At 72.4% G+C, this 18,888-nt stretch carries 14 protein-coding genes; 9 read left to right on the top strand and 5 right to left on the bottom strand.

The genetic code is table 11. The features are described from left to right. Positions 1 to 183 precede the first annotated feature (183 nt). The 6 genes from ABVB68_RS31885 to ABVB68_RS31860 all read left to right on the top strand — a co-directional run bounded on the left by ABVB68_RS31885 (position 184) and on the right by ABVB68_RS31860 (position 8,595). Positions 184 to 618, top strand: a complete 435-nt coding sequence (locus ABVB68_RS31885) for a hypothetical protein (RefSeq protein ID WP_353604660.1) — start codon at positions 184 to 186, stop codon at positions 616 to 618. Continuing rightward, the gene (eccCb, locus tag ABVB68_RS31880; RefSeq protein ID WP_353604659.1) at positions 581 to 4,915 is read left to right on the top strand and encodes a type VII secretion protein EccCb; all 4,335 of its coding nucleotides are present in this window, start codon (positions 581 to 583) and stop codon (positions 4,913 to 4,915) included. The genes ABVB68_RS31885 and eccCb overlap by 38 nt, the downstream gene beginning before the upstream one ends. Positions 4,916 to 5,353: 438 nt before the next feature. Further along, positions 5,354 to 6,070 (top strand): hypothetical protein, encoded by a 717-nt coding sequence (locus ABVB68_RS31875; protein WP_353604658.1) that lies wholly within the window; start codon positions 5,354 to 5,356, stop codon positions 6,068 to 6,070. A 442-nt stretch (positions 6,071 to 6,512) separates the two neighbouring features. Beyond that, entirely contained in the window at positions 6,513 to 7,505 is a 993-nt protein-coding gene (gene dhaK / locus ABVB68_RS31870; RefSeq protein ID WP_353604657.1) for a dihydroxyacetone kinase subunit DhaK, read from the top strand. Positions 7,506 to 7,573: 68 nt separating this feature from the next. Next, positions 7,574 to 8,182 (top strand): dihydroxyacetone kinase subunit DhaL, encoded by a 609-nt coding sequence (dhaL, locus tag ABVB68_RS31865; RefSeq protein WP_353604656.1) that lies wholly within the window; start codon positions 7,574 to 7,576, stop codon positions 8,180 to 8,182. A gap of 2 nt (positions 8,183 to 8,184) precedes the next feature. Then, on the top strand, positions 8,185 to 8,595 hold the full coding sequence (locus ABVB68_RS31860) for a PTS-dependent dihydroxyacetone kinase phosphotransferase subunit DhaM (protein ID WP_353604655.1): 411 nt from the start codon (positions 8,185 to 8,187) through the stop codon (positions 8,593 to 8,595). 215 nt (positions 8,596 to 8,810) lie between these two features. On the opposite strand, the gene ABVB68_RS31855 is transcribed toward ABVB68_RS31860, so the two are convergent. Beyond that, complete coding sequence (locus ABVB68_RS31855; RefSeq protein WP_353604670.1) at positions 8,811 to 9,512, bottom strand: glycoside hydrolase family 75 protein; 702 nt, start codon at positions 9,510 to 9,512, stop codon at positions 8,811 to 8,813. Positions 9,513 to 10,091: 579 nt separating this feature from the next. Between ABVB68_RS31855 and ABVB68_RS31850 the strand changes: the two genes are divergently transcribed. Both ABVB68_RS31850 and ABVB68_RS31845 read left to right on the top strand, forming a co-directional pair. After that, positions 10,092 to 11,066, top strand: coding sequence for a fibronectin type III domain-containing protein (locus ABVB68_RS31850; protein ID WP_353604654.1), 975 nt, complete (start codon positions 10,092 to 10,094; stop codon positions 11,064 to 11,066). A 183-nt stretch (positions 11,067 to 11,249) separates the two neighbouring features. Continuing rightward, a complete protein-coding gene (locus ABVB68_RS31845; RefSeq protein WP_353604653.1) occupies positions 11,250 to 11,795 on the top strand; it encodes a hypothetical protein in 546 nt (181 codons plus the stop codon). Between the two features lie 245 nt (positions 11,796 to 12,040). Here ABVB68_RS31845 and ABVB68_RS31840 read toward each other — a convergent pair whose 3' ends face one another. The 4 genes from ABVB68_RS31840 to ABVB68_RS31825 all read right to left on the bottom strand — a co-directional run bounded on the left by ABVB68_RS31840 (position 12,041) and on the right by ABVB68_RS31825 (position 16,443). Further along, positions 12,041 to 12,637, bottom strand: coding sequence for a PadR family transcriptional regulator (locus tag ABVB68_RS31840; RefSeq protein ID WP_353604652.1), 597 nt, complete (start codon positions 12,635 to 12,637; stop codon positions 12,041 to 12,043). A 31-nt stretch (positions 12,638 to 12,668) separates the two neighbouring features. Then, positions 12,669 to 14,684: an oxidoreductase gene (locus ABVB68_RS31835; RefSeq protein WP_353604651.1), complete on the bottom strand. Its 2,016-nt coding sequence runs from the start codon at positions 14,682 to 14,684 to the stop codon at positions 12,669 to 12,671. A gap of 241 nt (positions 14,685 to 14,925) precedes the next feature. After that, positions 14,926 to 15,297 carry a hypothetical protein gene (locus ABVB68_RS31830; RefSeq protein ID WP_353604650.1) on the bottom strand — a complete coding sequence of 124 codons (372 nt, stop codon included), beginning with the start codon at positions 15,295 to 15,297 and terminating at the stop codon, positions 14,926 to 14,928. Positions 15,298 to 15,561: 264 nt separating this feature from the next. Further along, a complete protein-coding gene (locus ABVB68_RS31825) occupies positions 15,562 to 16,443 on the bottom strand; it encodes a hypothetical protein (protein ID WP_353604649.1) in 882 nt (293 codons plus the stop codon). Positions 16,444 to 16,755: 312 nt separating this feature from the next. Here ABVB68_RS31825 and ABVB68_RS31820 point away from each other — a divergent pair, with 312 nt between their 5' ends. After that, positions 16,756 to 18,831, top strand: coding sequence for a SpoIIE family protein phosphatase (locus tag ABVB68_RS31820; RefSeq protein WP_353604648.1), 2,076 nt, complete (start codon positions 16,756 to 16,758; stop codon positions 18,829 to 18,831). Positions 18,832 to 18,888 lie beyond the last annotated feature (57 nt).

Below are 18,888 nucleotides of genomic sequence, written 5' to 3'. Positions count from 1 at the left end.
GCCGAAGGAGGCCAGGGGCGGCGCGACGCGGGCGGGCCGGGGAAGCACCCCGTTCCGCGTCGTGGCCTCGCAGGCGCAGGCACAGATGTGGACGCCGAGTGACTCGTGCGGCCCACCGGACTCGCTATACGATCAGCCCCGGACGGTGAACCACGATGCCGGGGAGGCAGGGTGTACGAGCTCGTGCTCCGAGTGGATTGCGGACCCACGGCGTCCGACGAGCAGGTGGAGCGCCAAGCACGCAGCCTCTACCGGGACTTGCGAACGCTCGGCCTGTTCAACGTGGAGCGCAGGCAGGCTCCCGCACCGGCCGGCTCGATGGCCTCCGCCGGGTACGAGATCGGAGCCCTCGTCGTCAGCGGCGCCTTCTCGGCCGCGACGCTGAAGGCCGTGAGCAACGTCCTGGTGGCGTACATCCAGCGCTCCAAGGCCCGTTCCGTGGAATGGGAGTTCGACGGCGACAAGGGGACGTTCCAGGCGCTCTCCGCCAAGGACCAGAAGAAGCTGGTCGACGTCGTGGCCTCGCGGATCGCCGCGGGAGCCGGCACGGACGTCGGCAACGGGGAGCCGGGGGACAGCGATGACGGGACGCCGGATCGCACTGCTGGTCGCGACTGACGGATACGTCGACCCCGGCCTCAGCCAGCTCCGGTCACCCGCGCGCGGCGCCGGCGAGCTGGAAGCCCTGCTGAAGGACGAGGCGGTGGGCCGCTTCGACTTCGTCCGTACGCTCACCAACCGGCCCAAAGAGGAGATCGAGCGAGAGATCGAGGCGCTGCTCAGCAATCGCGCGCCCGACGATCTGGTCCTGCTCTACCTCGCCTGTCACGGCATCCGGAACGACACCGACCGGCTGTTCTTCGCGGCTATCGGAACGGACCTGCGCCGCCCGCACACCACCGCCGTCCGTGCCGACCTCGTCCACCAGCTCTTGGACGAGTGCGAGGCCCGTACCAAGATCGTGCTCCTGGACTGCTGCTACAGCGGCCTCTTCCACAGGGCCACTCCCATGTCGCCCGCGCCGGTCGACGTGGAGGCGGCGCTGGTCGGCCGCGGCACCTTCGTGATCACCGCGTCCACCGCGCTCGAGTACGCCTACGAGGGAGACCAGCTCACGCTGGACAACGCCCGGCCCGTGGCACGCTTCACCGCCGCGATCAACGAGGGGCTCGGTACGGGACTGGCCGATCTCGACCGTGACGGTGTCATCACACCGGACGAGCTGTACACGTACGTCCACGACGCCGTCGTCAACCAGAGCGGCCCGGAACAGACGCCCACCAAGTCCGGCCAGTGCGAGGGGCACGTCCCCCTCGCCTACGCCGCGCGCACCGACCCTTCCACCGGCCTGCCCTCGCAGGGGGCACGGACCGGCGAACTGGTGCTGGGGAGCCTTCTCCCACCGCCGGTCGACACCCCGGACCGGGGGTTCATCTGCGACTCCTGGGAGGGTGCGTCCCGGCTCATAGTGCCGATCGGCCGTACGGTCGCGGCCTCCGGCGGCGAGCTCATGTGCCTGGACCTCTCCAACCGGAGCGGGAACGCCGCGGTCGTCGGCAGGCTGGGCAGCGGTAAGACGACGCTGCTGCGTGTCCTCGCGATGTCGCTGGCCCTGACCCATACACCGCACGAGGCGGAGCTGTATCTCCTGGAGGGGGCCGTCAACCGGCTGGGTGTGCTGCGGTCGATGCCGCACGTGAAGAAGGTCGCCGCCGCCCACGAGCACGAGGCGGTCGCGGAGGTCCTCGCGGCGTTGAAGGACGCCATCGCCGCCCGGCGGGCTCTGTTCCGTGACCTGGACATCGACTCCGTCGAGGAGTTCCGCGAGCTGCGGGCCGCGGGACGGCTGCCGCTCGACAGCGCCAGCGACGTCTTCCTCGTGATCGACGGCTGGCTCGACTTCGACTGGGAGATCCCCCAGTTCTCCCAAGAGGTCCACCGGCTCGCCAACACGGGCTTGAACTACGGTCTGCATCTCCTGGTCTCCGCCCGGCGCTGGAGCGACTTCGGTACGGGTCTGCTGGGCCTGCTCGGGACCCGGGTGGAACTGCCCCTGGACGACCCGTCGGAGTCGCAGATCGATGCGACGCTCTCAGCGGGCCTCGGGATCGGCTGGGCGCTGTCGCTCCGACGGCGTTTCCGTGTGGCGGTGCCCCACTTGGAGGAGGTCACCAGCTCAGCAGAGGGAAGGCAGGCCCTGGCCGAGACGACGCAGCGGATGCGGGAACGCTGGCTCGGCGTGCAGCCGGACACGGCGCCGCCGTCCCGCACCGACATCCCGTTCACGAAGCTGTTCGACATCGGCGACGCCGAGCGGTTCGACGTGACCCGCACGTGGCCGGAGCGCCCGCCGAAGGAGCGGCTGCGGGTGCCGATCGGGGTCGGCGAGGACGGCCAGCCCGTCGTGCTCGACCTCAAGGAACCGGCACACGGCGGGATGGGCCCACACGGCCTGTGCGTCGGTGCCACCGGCTCCGGCAAGTCCGAACTGCTGCGCACACTGATCCTCGGCCTCGCCGTCACGCACTCGTCGGAGACACTGAACTTCGTCCTGGCCGACTTCAAGGGCGGTGCCACCTTCGCCGGCATGTCGGAGCTGCCGCACGTCTCGGCGATCATCACCAACCTCGCCGACGAACTGGTCCTCGTCGACCGCATGAGCGACGCCATCAGCGGTGAGCTCCTGCGCCGCCAGGAACTGCTGCGCGTCGCGGGCAACTACCCCAACGTCTCCCAGTACGAGAGGGCGCGGGCGGCGGGCGCCCCACTGGTCCCCCTGCCCTCGCTGCTCATCGTGATCGACGAGTTCTCCGAACTCCTCACCGGGCGCCCCGACTTCATCGAGACCTTCATCCAGATCGGCCGCATCGGCCGCTCGCTCGGTGTGCACCTGCTGCTCGCCTCGCAGCGCCTGGAGGAGGGCAGGCTACGCGGCCTTGACACATACCTCTCGTACCGGATCGGCCTGCGGACCTTCTCCGCCGCCGAATCCCGCGCGGCGATCGGGGTCCCCGACGCCTACCACCTGCCCCCCGTGCCCGGTTCCGGCTATCTCAGGCACGACATCGACCGCATGACCCGCTTCCGAGCCGCATACGTCTCGGCGCCCTACGCACCGCAACACTTCCCGGACGCCGCGGATGACATCGTCGTCGACGACATCTTCGCGGACACCCTCCTGGACGTGCTGGTCCACCGGATCGCGAGCCAGGGACCACCGGCACACCGGATCTGGCTGCCTCCGCTGGACGAGCCGGCCACCCTCGACCAGCTGCTGCCGGAACTGGCGACGTCGCCGCAGCGCGGCCTGCACCCTCCGGCCTACGAGGGGCTGGGCGGACTCCGGGTCCCCGTCGGACTGGTCGACCGGCCCGACCAGCAGCGTCGCGATCCGATGTACCTCGACTTCTCGGCGGCGGCCGGACACGGTCTGATCGTCGGCGCACCCCAGGCGGGCAAGTCGACGCTGCTGTGTACGGTCGTCTGCGCGCTCGCCCTGACCCATACGCCGTCCGAAGTCCAGTTCTACTGCCTGGACTTCGGCGGCGGCGGGCTGCAGCGGATCGAGCATCTGCCGCATGTGGGAGGGGTGACCTCACGGCTCGCGCCGGATCACGTCCGGCGTACGGTCGCCGAGGTCGCCGGTGTGCTCGCCGAGCGGGAGGAGTTCTTCCGCACCCACGGCATCGACTCCATGGCCGCGTACCGCAAGGGACGCGCGGCGGGAAAGTGGCCGGACCAGCGGTGGGGCGACGTGTTCCTGGTCGTCGACGGCTGGGCAGGCTTCAAGTACGAGTACGAGCAACTCGAAGAGACCGTTCTCGACCTCGTGAGACGCGGCCTCGGCTACGGCGTCCATCTCCTGCTCGCGACCGCCCGCTACGCCGACGTCCGCACGACGCTGCGGGACCACTTCGGCACGCGAGTCGAGCTGCGTCTCGCCGACCCGATGGACTCGGAGATCGCGCGAAAGGCGGCGGCGGACGTCCCGGTCGGTGTGCCGGGCCGCGGTCTGACCACCGACAAGTTCCACTTCCTGGCCGCGGTGCCCCGGCTCGGCGACACGCCGGGCGCACCCGCGGGACTGGCAGAGGCCACGGCGGACTTCGCCGACACCGTCCGGTCGAAGTGGACGGGGACGACCGCCCCGCCCGTACGCGTCCTGCCCACGCTGGTCCCCGCGGACGCGCTCCCACCGGATTTCGGCCGCTCCAAGGCCGAAATCGCCCTGGGTCTCGACGAAACGACCTTGCAGCCCTTCGGCGTCGACTTCGAGACCGACCCGTACCTGGTCGTCATCGGCGAGGGCCAGTCCGGGAAGTCCTCGCTGCTGCGGCTGCTCGCCCGGAGAATCAGCGAGCGGTACACACCTGACGAGGCACGGCTGGTGGTCGTCGACTACCGGCGTTCGCTGGTGAACGAGCTCCCCTCGGACCAGATGGTGGACTACGTCCCCAACGGCCGGGAACTGCCCTCCCACATCGCGGCTCTGACCGAGCTCGCGGCAAGCCGGATGCCGCCGTCGAACGTCACCCCGGAAGAGCTGCGCACCCGGAGCTGGTACACGACGCCCGACGTCTTCCTGCTCGTGGACGACTACGACCTCGTCGCCACCGTCTCGGGCAACCCGCTCCACCCACTCCTCGACTATCTGCCGTTCGCGCGGGACATCGGCCTCCGCGTGGTGCTGTGCCGCAATTCGGCGGGGGCGGGGCGCTCGATGTACGAACCGGTCATGCAGTACCTGCGGGAACAGGGCGCCCGCGGGCTCACCCTCTCGGGTGACAAGTCCGAGGGTGCGCTGATCGGTTCGGTGACCCCGCACCACCGGCCACCGGGCCGGGCCACGCTCACCGGCCGACGCGACGTGCCGCGGCAGGTCCAGCTCGCCTACCTGCCTCCCCGCGCCGACTGAAAGGTGAGGGAGTGGCCGGGCCGGCCCAGTGTCCCACCGGCGATGACGGCTCTGCCGAGAGCTCATCTGCCGCCACGACCAGGATCGGCGTGAGCTCCCAGGCAATCCCGTGATCATATGGCTGGCCGACGTGCGCCCCTCGGATCGACCGTCCGGCCGATCTCGACGTGGTCGCCGTCGGCAGGGCCGGCCGGCCCCGTCCTGCACCGGCCGCTCTGCCGGACCCCGGCTGTGTACGGACAGCCGACACCCGTTCGTTCCGGCGGCGGCTTCGAACCCGCGCAGACGGGGAAAACGTGTCCCGCCCGCATCTGCTCGATGACCCGATGGACGCAGGAACGGACACAGGGGCGCACCAGCCCACCGTGCCGCTGCGGGACGACGACGGGAAGGCCGTGTGCCAGGGGACCGGCAGCGGCACGCAGAGGAAGAGGAAACGTGACCCGCACGCGCGCTGATGCCCGTACACGCCACCCCCGGCACGGGCGCCGGGGCGAAGCACGTCTGCCCGCGGTGATCGCGACCCTCGCTGCGATCGTCCTCTACCTCGCCCTCCCGCAGCGGCTTCTCATCGCCCCACGCTATGTGCTGCCCGCGCTGGAGTGCCTGCTGCTCGTGCCCCTCATCGCGATCAACCCGAGGAGGCTGACCCGCCAGACGAAGACCTTCCGCGCCCTGTCCCTGACACTCGTGGCGGTCATCGCGACGAGCAATCTGGTCGCGCTGGGGATTCTGATCCACGAACTGGTGTACGCGGGCGTGAAGGACGGCCGCTCACTGCTCGTGGCCGCCCTCCAGGTGTGGCTCACCAACATCATCGTCTTCGGCCTGGCGTACTGGGAAGTCGACCGGGGCGGCCCCGTCACCCGGACCCAGGCGCCCCGGAGCGAGCTGCCCCTGGCCGATTTCCGCTTCCCGCAGGACGAGGACCACGACGCCGTCGAGGAGGTCGCCGACGGCGCCAGCCGCGTCTCGGACTGGGTCCCCGCCCTGGCGGACTACCTGTACGTGTCCGTCACCAACTCCACGGCCTTCAGCCCGACCGACACCATGCCCCTGTCCATCAGGGCCAAACTCATGATGAGCGTCCAGGGCGTCTCCGCCCTGCTGATCTCACTCCTGGTGATCGCCCGAGCCGTCAGCATCCTCCACTAGTAGGGCCTGTCCGGACGTCGTGATCCCTACGATGTACGGGATCGGTGCCGCCTCCGCCCGCAGGCGTGGTGCCGGGCGCAGCGGCGATCCCCTGCGGAGGCACGGCGCCTCCCCCCGCGCAGGGACGCGGTGTGCGCCCGCACCGGACGCGGCGGGCGCCGTCTGCCGACCGGCCGCCACGCAGCGTGACGTCGTACCGTCGCAGGTGACCTTCGCTGCCGCAAGGCCGATACTGCCAGTAGACGGGACGGGCGGCCGCCTCCACCTGGCGGTCGCCGGCCCCTGCCATGCCGTCACGACAGTCCGTGCCGAGTCGCCGGCACACCCGCCACGACCCCCCTACGACCGCAACGAAGCACCGAGGTCAAAGACCGCCCTCACCACCGGTGACCTGTGAAGACGCCAGCCTGAGCCCTGGTACCGAGCTCACGAGGAGACACCCATGAGAATGCTGATCAACGTGCCGGAGACGGTCGTGGCGGACGCGCTGCGGGGCATGGCGGCCGCCTACCCCGATCTGACCGTGGACGTGGAGAACCGGGTGATCGTCCGCCGGGACGCGCCCGTGGCCGGGCAGGTCGGGCTGGTGTCGGGCGGTGGGTCGGGGCACGAGCCGCTGCACGGCGGCTTCGTCGGCCCGGGCATGCTGTCGGCCGCCTGCCCCGGTGAGGTGTTCACCTCGCCGGTACCGGACCAGATGGTGCGTGCCGCGGCCGCCGTGGACAGCGGTGCCGGGGTGCTGTTCATCGTGAAGAACTACACCGGCGACGTGCTCAACTTCGACATGGCGGCCGAGCTGGCCGAGGACGAGGGCATCCAGGTCGCCAAGGTGCTCGTCAACGACGACGTGGCGGTCACCGACAGTCTCTTCACCGCCGGCCGGCGCGGTACCGGCGCGACGCTGTTCGTCGAGAAGATCGCGGGTGCCGCCGCGGCGGAGGGGCAGCCGCTGGAGCGGGTGGAGGCCATCGGCCGCCAGGTGAACGAGAACTCCCGCAGCTTCGGTGTGGCGCTCAGCGCCTGTACGACACCGGCGAAGGGCAGCCCCACCTTCGATCTGCCCGACGGCGAGCTGGAGTTGGGGGTCGGCATCCACGGGGAACCGGGCCGCGAGCGCCGCCCCATGATGACCTCCGGGGAGATCGCCGACTTCGCGGTGCACGCGATCCTGGAGGACATGCCCCCGCGCGGCCCCGTGCTCGTGCTGGTCAACGGCATGGGCGCCACTCCGCTGCTGGAGCTGTACGGCTTCAACGCCGAGGTGCAGCGGGTGCTCGGCGAACGCGGTGTCGCGGTGGCCCGCACCCTCGTCGGCGAATACGTCACCTCCCTGGACATGGCGGGCGCCTCGGTGACGCTGTGTCAGGTCGACGAGGAACTGCTCCGGCTCTGGGACGCGCCGGTGAAGACCCCGGCGCTGCGCTGGGGGATGTGAGCGGACGGACGAGGCGATCACCGTTGCCCACCACGCCGGTCAACAGCCCTATCACGCAAGGAGATCCAGTGCTCGACGCCGATTTCTTCCGCCGTTGGATGATGACGGCCGCCGCGTCCATCGACCGCGAGGCGGACCGCCTCACCGCTCTCGACTCGGCCATCGGGGACGCCGACCACGGCAGTAACCTGCAGCGCGGTTTCCGGGCCGTGGCGGCCGTCCTGGAGAAGGAGCCGCCGGACACGCCGGGCGGCGTCCTGACCCTGGCCGGACGGCAGTTGATCTCCACGGTCGGCGGCGCGTCGGGCCCGCTGTACGGCACCCTGCTGCGCCGGACCGGCAAGGCGCTCGGTGACGCCGCCGAGGTCGACCAGGAACAGCTGGCCGAGGCACTGCGCGCGGGCGTGGAAGGGGTGATGACCCTCGGCGGGGCGGCGCCCGGCGACAAGACCATGCTGGACGCCCTGGTGCCGGCCGCCGACGCGCTGGCGAGCGGTTTCGGCACCGCCCGGACCGCCGCCGAGGAGGGAGCGGTGGCCACCGTTCCGATGCAGGCGCGCAAGGGCCGGGCGAGCTACCTGGGCGAGCGCAGCATCGGCCACCAGGATCCCGGGGCGACCTCGTCGGCGCTGCTGATCGCCGCGCTCGAGGAAACGGCCGGGACGGGGGAGGGCTGACCATGAGCGGGGACAAGGTCGTCGGGATCGTGCTGGTGTCGCACAGCGCGGAGGTCGCCGCCTCGGTGGCGGAGCTGGCCAAGGGGCTGGCGGGCGGGGCCCCGGCGGTGCCGGTGGCCGCCGCGGGCGGCACGGAGGGCGGCGGGCTCGGCACCAGCGCCGAACTGATCTCCGCCGCCGCGGCCTCGGTCGACCGGGGCGGTGGGGTCGCGCTGCTCACCGACCTCGGCAGTGCCGTGCTGACCGTGAAGGCGCTGCTCGCCGAGGGCGGCGAACTGCCGGAGGGGGCACGGCTGCTGGACGCCCCGTTCGTCGAGGGTGCGGTGGCGGCCGTCGTCACCGCGGCCGCGGGCGGCGACCTGGACGCGGTGCAGGCCGCGGCGACGGAAGCGTACGGCTACCGGAAGGTGTGACGCGCGAGAGGGCCGTACGCGCGGGAGCGGCCACCTGCCGACTGTGCGCCACGCACCGTAAGACACTGTGCGCACAGGGGTGGCCGGTCCGCCGTACTCCGCGAACCGCGCGGCGGCGCGCACTGAAGTGGCCGGTCCCTCGTGCTCCACCAGCCGCTCACGCGGGGACGGCCCCTCCCTCGTGCTCCGGCAACCGTTGGCGTGGGGACGGGCCGTCATTTCTGCTCGACGAACCGTCTGGCCAACCGCTCCCCCTCCGCCACCGCGGCCGCGTGATCCTCGATGGGCCGCACCCGTGAGTGCTTGAAGACGACGTAGGTGACCCCGGATTCCACGCCGCCGTCGCTCGGGTCGGGCCGGATGCCGAGGCCCCGTGCGGTGGCGTAGGAGGCCTCGCCGATGATGTCGTGGGGTCCGACGTCGCCGACGACGGCGTAGCGCACCTTTCCCCGGTAGACGACCGCGGCGACCGAGCCACCGCGCACACCGTGGGCGCGCGGGTTCCAGATGCGGCTCGGCGCGGGGACGACGAGGTAGGGCAGCGTCTCGGCGTTCAGATGGCGGCCGTCGGACTGCTGGAAGGCGGTGGCGGCGGAGAACAGGGGGTCGGTACGCCGGTTGCAGCGGGCCGTGGGCCGCCCGTCGCAGTCGACGTCCAGATCAGCCTTCCAGTAGACGGCGTCCCGGGTGCCGCACACGCGCACGGTGGCGGGGCGGTCGGCGTCGGTGCGGTACCGGCCGCGGGAGACCTGGTGGCACTTTCCCAGCCGGGCCAGGAGTTCCGCGGCGGCGACGGCGTTCTCGCCGCCGGCCGCGGGCTCCTCCCTGGGCGGGGCGGCGGCGGCCGGCACGGGCAGCGACGCCGGGACTAGCAAGGTGGCGCCGGCCATGGCCAGCGCCAGCGACGGGACACGCACACGCACGATAAGGGACCTCTCCTCGGGGACGGGGACACGCAGCACACTGTGGGGCGCGCCGCGGCACCTGGCCGCACGGGCCGCACGGAAGGGGCCGGATGGAGCACGGTTCTGACACCCCATGAGGCGACGGGACGCGGAACGCGGGGCGGTACCGGGCACAACAGGGGCCGGGGATCCGTGCCGTTGCAGGCCCGGATCCCCAGGCCACCCGTGCCGGCGCGGCATCGGCGACGACAGCGTGTCCGCGCCACAGGCATGAACTTCCCCTTTTCAGCGGGGAGTTCGGCCGTTGGGACCCTCAGCATACGTAATCGTCCGAGGGGCCACCCCCCGCCCCCCGGTGAACCGTGACCGGCCGGGGCCCGCCCGGCGGCGGTCCGCGCGGCCCGATGGAGCCACTCACGCAGCCCCCTTGATGTGCCGGAGGCGTCCGGGCCATATTGGTCCGGACCTTTACCGTGACGCCACGCCCGACGCCCGCCCCCGTCGCCCCCTGCGGCCTGTCGCCCGGCGACCGAGGCCTGACGACCCGACACCCGACACCCGACAGCGATGCCCTCTCCGGGAGGCAGAACCGTGCGACGCGTTTCCCTTCCCCTCACCCTGGTCTGCGGGGTCCTGCTGCTCGTCGCGTCCTGCGGCTGGAGTCCGACCGCCGAAGAGGACGAGGGCCGGGCCCCCGGCGCTCCGACCGGGGTCACCGCGGGCGCCGGCAGCGCGACCAGCGTGCACGTGATGTGGAACGCGGTCACGGCCGGCCCAGGCGTCCGCTCCTACGAGGTGTATCGCGGCGCCGTGAAGGTGGAGGAAGTGCCTGGTTCGCAGCACATGGTGGACGTCACCAGGCTCAGGCCGTCCACCGCGTATGCCTTCACCGTGCGGACCCGCGACACGGACGGCCGTCTCGGTCCCCCGAGCCGGCCGGTGCGGGCCCGCACGCCTGCCGTCGCAGCGGCGGACCGGTCGGCACCGGGCCGCCCCACGGCACCGGCCGGGCGGCCGGTCGGCAGCCGCGCGGTCCAGCTGTCCTGGGGTGGTTCCCGGGACAACAGGGGCGTGGTGTCGTACGACGTCTACCAGGGCGGGGCGAAGATCCACAGTGTCGGCGGGAACCAGACGGCGACCGTGGTCACCGGCCTGCGCCCCGGTACGGCCTACGTGTTCACGGTGCGGGCCAGGGACGCCGCCGACAACCTCTCCCCGGCGAGCGGCCCGGTGCGCCTGACGACGCCGGGCACGGACGACGGCCGGGACACCGCCCCGACCGGTTTCACCGCCACGACCCATCGGGCCAGCGGGGCCTACTACATCGACCTGTCCTGGATGCCGCCGCGCACGGACGGCGTGATCACCGAGTACCGGATCCAGCTCGGCGGCACCGCGGCCACCTCCCTGGTGTGGGGCGGCGACCCGCCCCGCGGCCGGGCGCGTTACAGCTTCTACGCGGGCCGGTCCGCCGGGGAGGAGTACCGGGTGCGGCTGCGGGCCCGGCTGCCGGACGGGACGTGGGGCGGATACTCGGCGGAACGGACCGTCACCACGGGCGGATGACGGGGCGCGAGGCGTCGGCGTGTCGCCTTGCGCCGGACGGAGCAAGCCGTCACCTGGCCGGGTGCCTCCTGCGTGCGGGCCCCCCTGGGAGCGCGTTGGCTGCCATTGAGGCAGCACGGGCGATTCCCGACCCTCGGCGGCGCATGGGACGTACCGCCAACCGTGCCGCTGGAGGCCCAGCCCATGCAGAAAACGCGACTCCTCCTCCGATCCGGCCCGGCCCTCACGGCCGCCGCCCTCCCGGCCGTGCTCGCCGGGCCGTCCGCCGCGGCCTCGGGCATTTCCGTCAGCACCACCGGGTCCAGCGTCTCGGTGGTCACCAGTGCCTGCACCCAGATCAACGGCAGCTGGGGCACCGCGGCGCTGCTCAACAGCAGTCAGGCGAACTTCTCGCAGGGCCGGCAGGCCGCCCTCAGCGGCACGACCGTCAGCCAGTCCGCGGCGTGGTCGGGGGTGAGTCCGGGGACGTACACCGTGGTCGTGGTCTGCTCCAGCGGCAACACCGCGGGCACCCAGTCGGTGATCGTGTCCGCCGCCTCCGCCACCACCCGCCCGACGATCTCGGCGACCTCCACGGCGGCGCCCTCCCGTGGCGTGAAGGGCGGCCTCGGCGGCGCCGTCCGCGACTACGGCCCGCTGACGCTGGGTGCCGGCGCGGCACTGGTCGGCGCCGGTGTCATCGCCACGGGCTGGGCCCTGCGCCGCCGCTCGAAGCCGTACCGGTTCTGACCGCCCCGACCGGCTCTGACCGGCGCGACCGGCCCAACCGGCTCTGACCGGCCCGACCGGTTCCCGGGGCGGTCGGCCGCCGACCGCCCGGCGGCCTGTCCCGACCGACTCGACCGGGCACCGGCCCGCGGCAGCCCGCCGTCCGCTCCGGCCGGCGCGACCGATCCCGGCCCGCGGGCCTCCGCTTCCGACCAGCCCTCCGACCAGCCCGACCGGGCACCGCCCCCGCCCCCGGGCGCCGGCCGTCAGCCGTCTGCCGGCCGCCGGGGTCCGGGCTCGGCCGGGTCGCGGCCGTGCGCGTCCTCGACGGGCAGTGCGGCCAGCTCCGTCAGGGCGTGCGTGAGCCACTGCGTCCAGAAGGTCTCCAGGTCGATGCCCGCCCGCAGGACCAGGTGGCGCAGCCGGTCCTGCGGGGTGTCCCGGTCCGGCGGGAAGTCGCGCTGCTCGATCTCCTGGTACTCGGCCAACTGCCGCCGGTGCAGCTCGAGATGACGGCGCAGATCGGCCTCGAGGCCCGCCGTGCCGACCACCGCCGCCGCGCGCAGCCGCAGCAGCAGTACGTCCCGCTGCGGCTTGGGGTCGTGCGCGGCCGCGGTCCAGCGGGCCAGTTCGGCCCGGCCCGCGGGCAGCACCTCGTAGTTCTTCCTCTGCCCCCGGGCCGGCTGCTCGGACGGGAGGGTGCGGATGAGGCCCTCGGCCTCCAGCCTTCCCAGCTCACGGTAGATCTGCTGGTGCGTGGCGGACCAGAAGTAGCCGATCGACTTGTCGAACCGGCGCGTCAGCTCCAGCCCCGACGACGGCCTTTCCAGCAGGGCGGTGAGGATCGCGTGCGGGAGTGACATGGGCTCATCCTAGGGACGCGCGCCGCGGCGCCTACAGCGCCGCCGCCAGTTCGGTGCCCTGCTTGATGGCCCGCTTGGCGTCCAGTTCGGCGGCGACGTCGGCGCCGCCGATCAGATGGGCGCTGCGGCCGGCGGCGACCAGTTCCTCGTAGAGGTCGCGGCGCGGTTCCTGGCCGGTGCACAGCACCACGGTGTCGACCTCGAGGACCGTGCTCTCCTCCCCCACGGTGATGTGCAGGCCGGCGTCGTCGATCCGGTCGTAGCGGACCCCGGGGACCATGGTGACGCCCCGGTGCTTCAGCTCGGCGCGGTGGATCCAGCCGGTGGTCTTGCCCAGTCCGGCGCCGACCTTGGTGGTCTTGCGCTGGAGCAGGTGGACGGTGCGCGGCGGGGCCGGCCGGTGCGGGGCGGTGAGGCCGCCCGGCGCCCGGTAGTCCATGTCGACGCCCCACTGCCGGAAGTAGGTCCGCGGGTCCTCGTTCGCCTTGTCGCCGCCGTCGGTGAGGTACTCGGCGACGTCGAACCCGATGCCGCCGGCGCCGAGGACGGCGACGCGGTCACCGACGGGGGCGCCGTCGCGCAGGACGTCGAGGTAGCCCAGCACCCGGGGGTGGTCGGCGCCGGGGATGTCGGGGGTGCGCGGGGTGACCCCGGTGGCGACGACGACCTCGTCGTAGCCCTCCAGGTCGCCGGAGTCCACCCAGGTGTCCAGGCGGACGTCCACGCCGTGCGCATCGAGCTGGTGGCGGAAGTAGCGCAGGGTCTCGTCGAACTCCTGCTTGCCGGGGACCTTGCGGGCGACGTTGAGCTGGCCGCCGATCTCGCTCGCGGCGTCGAACAGGGAGACGTCGTGCCCGCGTTCGGCGGCGGAGACCGCGCAGGCGAGTCCGGCCGGGCCGGCGCCGACGACCGCGACGCGCTTGCGCCGCCGGGTCGGGGAGAGCACCAGCTCGGTCTCGTGGCAGGCGCGCGGGTTCACCAGGCAGGAGGTGATCTGCCCGCTGAAGGTGTGGTCCAGGCAGGCCTGGTTGCAGCCGATGCAGGTGTTGATGGCCTCCGGCTTGCCGGCGGCCGCCTTGGCGACGAAGTCGGGGTCGGCGAGCATCGGGCGGGCCATGGAGACCATGTCCGCGTGCCCGCCGGCCAGCAACTCCTCGGCGAGGTCGGGGGTGTTGATGCGGTTGGTGGTCACCAGCGGGACGGACACCTCGCCCATGAGCCTCTTGGTGACCCAGGTGTAGGCGCCGCGCGGCACGGAGGTGGCGATGGTCGGGATGCGGGCCTCGTGCCAGCCGATGCCGGTGTTGATGATCGTCGCCCCGGCGGCCTCCACGGCCCTGGCGAGGGTGACGACCTCCTTCAGCGTGGAGCCGCCGGGCACCAGGTCCAGCATGGACAGCCGGTAGATGATGATGAAGTCCTCGCCGACGGCCTCGCGCACGCGCCGGACGATCTCCACGGGCAGGCGCATCCGGTTCTCGTACGAGCCGCCCCAGCGGTCCGTGCGGCGGTTGGTCCGGGCGGCGATGAACTCGTTGACGAGGTAGCCCTCGGAGCCCATGATCTCGACGCCGTCGTAGCCGGCCGCGCGGGCGAGGCGGGCGGTGCGGGCGTAGTCGCCGATGGTCCGCTCGATGTCGGCGTCGGTCATCTCGCGGGGGGCGAAGGGGCTGATGGGGGCCTGCAGCGGGCTGGGGGCGACGAGGTCCTTGTGATAGGCGTAGCGCCCGAAGTGCAGGATCTGCATCGCGATCCGGCCGCCCTCCCGGTGCACGGCCCCGGTGATGACCCGGTGCTCCTCGGCCTCGGCCTCGGTGGTGAGCTTGGCGCCCCCTTCGTACGGCCGCCCCTCGTCGTTGGGTGCGATGCCGCCGGTGACGATGAGTCCGACCCCGCCGCGGGCGCGGGCCGCGTAGAAGGCCGCCATCCGCTCGAAGCCGCGCTCGGCCTCCTCGAGCCCGACGTGCATCGAGCCCATGAGCACGCGGTTGGGCAGTGTGGTGAAGCCCAGGTCGAGCGGGGTCATCAGGTGCGGGTAACGGCTCATCGGGCCCTCCGTACGCGGTGTCGTCGCTTCATGTTGTAGAGGAAGCGCGACACTTTATGCAACTAGTTGCACAATCGCGGGGAGGTGAGTCGTGCCACCTTGTGCCTACTGGTATGTACAGTCGCGGCGGACGAGATCGCCGCCCCCAGAGGGGCGGCGTAGGCCGTCAGGGCGTGTCCGGACGCTCCTGCGCCCCGGCCGGCGGCGGGCCGGCCGGGGCGTCACCCCGGAGCCGAGCCGGTCAGCGGCTCTCCAGGCGGAGGTGCAGGTCCCTCTCCTGGTCACCGGAGGCCCCGGACGTCTCCTCCACGGTGAACATCGAGTCGAGGGTGGTGCGGAACCTGTCGACGGCCCAGTAACCGCCCTGGACGTCGGCCTCGACCGGCGAGCGGAGGTGGACCGGCGGACACCCCTCTTCCCGGGCGTCCGCGACGTCATAGGTGCCGAGCCATACCATCGGACGCGTCTCGTGGAGCTGCTGAGGTTCCTCGTCCGCACCCCGGTCGGAGGCGAAACAGGACCTCAGTGCGTCGAAGACCAGGCGGGCGTCCTCCTTCGAGCCGCTGAGCTCCACCGTGACGGTTTCCGGATGCGACCGCTCCGTGCGTGCCATTGATCGCTCCTTTCGTGGCCGCGCTGCGGTGGAACGGGGTACCCCGCCGAACCGCTTCCATCCTCAGGAAAGCACCGCCGGCAGCCGACCACACCTCCGCTGCACCGGAACCCGCGCGTCCTTGCGCCTTCGGCAGGGGATCCCGCACGTCCCGCCGGCCCCGACCGCACGAGCACGTGCCCGGGCCGCCGCGCGCCGCCGCACGAGGCCTCGCACGGGCCGCTGTCCGCAGCCGCACGGGACCTCGCACGGTGGCCGCCGTCCTCAGCCGCGCGAGAACTTGTACGTCTTGCTGTCCGTCAGGACGCAGAAGCCGGGCGAGACGACGATCACGCGCAGGATGCCCGTGCGCCGGTCGAAGTCGATGCCCTCCGCCTCGAACGTGCCCGAGCAGGAGCTGCGCAACGGCAGCTGCCGCAGGACCGTGACATGCCCCGTCACGTCCGCGGAGCCGTTGGGCGGGGCCGACAGGTCGATCCGGAGCAGCGGCTTGGTGAGGCCGAAGAGGCTGCCGTCGGGGTCGTCGGAGGAGCACAGCAGGGTCGTGGGCCCGGAGAAGTCGCAGCCCTGGACGTCACGGACGGCGTGGTCCAGGACGACCGTCGAGGCCTGCGGGAGGTTCGCGGAGGGCGAGGTGGACGGGTTGACACCGGGGGTCGGGAAGACCAGCAGGCGGGTCATCGTGCCCCACTCCCCCGAGAGCATCCATTGGCCGTCGGGCGAGATGGCGTCCCAGGAGTTGTTCAGGGCCTCACCCGGGGCGAGGGCGTGCACGTACTCCGACCATGCGCCGCCCGGAGCCTGCACGCGGAACATCTTCGCGCCGCCCGAGTCCCGCTGGTAGGGCTCGATGTAGTAGCCGTTGTACGAGGCGTCGGGGTCGCCGACGTGGTTCCAGCCACGACTGGAGACTTCGACCGGGATGGTGCCGATGCCGGTGTAGCGGTTGGGGCTGTTCGCCGGGACCTCCACCGAGGTGAGCCCCTGACTCTCGGTCAGCGGGTCGGCGCGGTCGGAGCCGGTCTCGGTCCAGGTGTCCGCGGCGGAGGCGGGCGCGGGCGCGGCGAGGGACACGACGGCGGCGGTGGCGAGGGTGACGAGTCCGGCGAGGACTGTGTGACAACGTTGCCGGGCGGACGCGGGCATGTGACTCCTCGGAGGGAGGGTGGGGGCACTCGGTCGGCGGACAGTCTGGCGTGGCGTCGTGGTCATGTACAGGCCAATACGGCAACATGAGCGCGAACTCTCACGGCCCGCGGAACCGCGTTGTACCGTCTCCGCAGGAGACCCCGTCCGCGCGCACCGCCGGCAGGTGCTTCGCCGGACGTGCGCCGCCGTGGTGAGCGATGGTGGAGGTGCACGGCGAGGGCCTCGGAGAGCGGTGTGGGCGCGGTAGAACAGGGACAGTCGGCACGGGGCGACGAGGTGCCGGGCGGACGGTCGAAGGCGGTGCGTGGCATGAGTGCAGCCGAGGCTCTGGCCGAGGGCGACGAACCGGCCCGGGGACCGCTGCGGCCGGGTGGCCTGCTCGACGTCCTGGGCGTGGCTTCGGTGGTGCTGGACACCGAGGGGCGCATCGTGCTGTGGAGCCCGCAGGCGGAGGAGCTGTTCGGTTACGCCGCACCGGAGGCCCTCGGCCAGTACGCGGCCCGGCTGATGGTGCACGAACGGCACATCCAGCTGGTCGGCAAGCTCTTCGCCGACGTCATGCGCACCGGTCAGAGCTGGGCCGGCGGCTTCCCCGTACGCCACAAGGACGGCAGCACCCGTCTGGTGGAGTTCCGCAACATGCGGCTGCTGGACGACCGGGGCGACGTGTACGCGCTCGGGCTGGCCGCCGACCAGTCGACCGTGCGGCGGCTGGAGCAGGACGTGGCGCTGTCCGAACGGATGGTCGAGCAGTCCCCGGTCGGGTACGGCGTCCTGGACACCGAGCTCCGTTTCGTCTCGGCCAACCCCGCCCTGGGGCGGGTCAACGGCGTCCCGGTGTCCGAGCACGTGGGCCGTACCCTGCGCGAGGTGCTGCCGCTGGTGGACTCCGCGGCGCTGGAGGCCGCCGCGCGGCGGGTGCTGGAGACGGGCACGCCCCTGATCGGCGGCACGCTCGTGGGCCGGACGCCCGCCGACCCGGACATGGAACACACCTGGTCGCACTCGCTGTACCGGCTCGAGGACGCCATGGGCAACGTCCTCGGGGTGGCGGTCTCGCTGGTCGACATCACCGAGCAGTACCGGGCCTCGGTGGAGGCGGAAGCGGCCAGGCGCCGGCTCGCGGTCATCGCCGACGCGTCCGCCCGGATCGGTACGACGCTCGAACTGGACCGCACCGCCTGCGAGCTGGCCGAGGTCGCCGTACCGGAACTGGCGGACGTGGCGGCGGTGGACCTGCTGGACGCGGTGGTCGAGGGCCGGCCCAGCACGCTGGGCCCCTGCGAGTCCGCGCTGATCCGGGCGCTCGCTCTGCGCCCGGCGGAGGACACGGACGCCGTCCGGGCCGCCGACCGGCCCGGCCACATCGCCCGGTACGCGCCCGACCGTCTGGTCACCGAGTGCGTCCGTACGGGCGAGGCGGTCCTGGTGCCGCACGTGAAGGACGAGGACCTGCCGCGCATCGCCCGCTCGGCCGAGGCGGCCGTGCTGCTGGGGCGGGCGGGGCTGCACTCCTACCTCGCGGTGCCGCTGATCGCGCGCGGCGAGGTGCTGGGGGCGCTCGACCTGAAGCGCACCCGCAATCCGGCGCCGTTCGACGAGGACGACCTGCTGCTGGCGCGGGAGCTGGCCGCCCGGGCGGCCGTGCAGATCGACAACGCGCGCTGGTACCAGAACGCCCGCAACACCGCCCTCACCCTGCAGCGGAGTCTGCTGCCCAGCCATCCGCCGGTCACGACCGGTCTGGAGGTGGCGTCCCGCTATCAGCCGGCGGGCGCGACCAGCGAGGTCGGCGGCGACTGGTTCGACGTCATCCCGCTGGAGGGCGGGAAGACCGCGCTCGTGGTGGGCGACGTGATGGGCAGCGGTATCAGCGCGGCCGCCGCGATGGGCCGGCTGCGCACGGCGACCACCACCCTGGCCGCGCTCGATCTCGACCCGGCCCTGCTGCTGGAACACCTGGACAAGACGACGTCGACCCTGGACCACTCCATCGCGACCTGCGTGTACGCCGTCCACGACCCGCATCTGCGGCAGTGCCGGATCGCCAACGCCGGCCATCTGCCGCCGGCCCGGGTCCGGCCGGGCCGGCCGCCGGAGCTGCTCGACCTGCCCACCGGGGTGCCCCTGGGGGTGGGCGGCGTCGCGTTCTCCACCGTCACCGTCGACTTCGAACCCGGTGACGAGCTGGTGTTCTACACCGACGGCCTGGTGGAGACCCGCCGCCACTCGCTGGACGAGCGCCTGGACTTCCTGCTGTCCCTGCTCGGCGATCCGGGCCGCCCGCTGGAGGAGGTCTGCGACCTGCTCCTGCGGACGCTGTACCACCCCGACAACCACGACGACGTCGCGCTGCTGATCGCCCGGGCGCAGCACCTGCCCTAGCGCGGTGGCCGGAAAGGCCCGCCTGGGCCGGCCGTTGGCGTACCTTCGGCCCGGTAT

Origin of the sequence: Streptomyces sp. NPDC096012, assembly GCF_040426375.1 — a bacterium.
GTDB lineage: Bacteria > Actinomycetota > Actinomycetes > Streptomycetales > Streptomycetaceae > Streptomyces.
The sequence above is the reverse complement of the archived record's forward strand: the minus strand, read 5'-3'. Positions and strand labels throughout refer to the sequence as shown.

Bases quoted from the DNA above. Each gene is read 5' to 3' on its own strand.
- ABVB68_RS31860 (WP_353604655.1), top strand. From the start codon at position 8,185: ATGAGCGGGGACAAGGTCGTCGGGATCGTGCTGGTGTCGCACAGCGCG.
- ABVB68_RS31825 (WP_353604649.1), bottom strand. From the start codon at position 16,443: ATGCCCGCGTCCGCCCGGCAACGTTGTCACACAGTCCTCGCCGGACTC.
- ABVB68_RS31840 (WP_353604652.1), bottom strand. From the start codon at position 12,637: ATGTCACTCCCGCACGCGATCCTCACCGCCCTGCTGGAAAGGCCGTCG.
- ABVB68_RS31830 (WP_353604650.1), bottom strand. From the start codon at position 15,297: ATGGCACGCACGGAGCGGTCGCATCCGGAAACCGTCACGGTGGAGCTC.
- dhaK (WP_353604657.1), top strand. From the start codon at position 6,513: ATGAGAATGCTGATCAACGTGCCGGAGACGGTCGTGGCGGACGCGCTG.
- ABVB68_RS31820 (WP_353604648.1), top strand. From the start codon at position 16,756: ATGAGTGCAGCCGAGGCTCTGGCCGAGGGCGACGAACCGGCCCGGGGA.
- eccCb (WP_353604659.1), top strand. From the start codon at position 581: ATGACGGGACGCCGGATCGCACTGCTGGTCGCGACTGACGGATACGTC.
- ABVB68_RS31845 (WP_353604653.1), top strand. From the start codon at position 11,250: ATGCAGAAAACGCGACTCCTCCTCCGATCCGGCCCGGCCCTCACGGCC.
- ABVB68_RS31835 (WP_353604651.1), bottom strand. From the start codon at position 14,684: ATGAGCCGTTACCCGCACCTGATGACCCCGCTCGACCTGGGCTTCACC.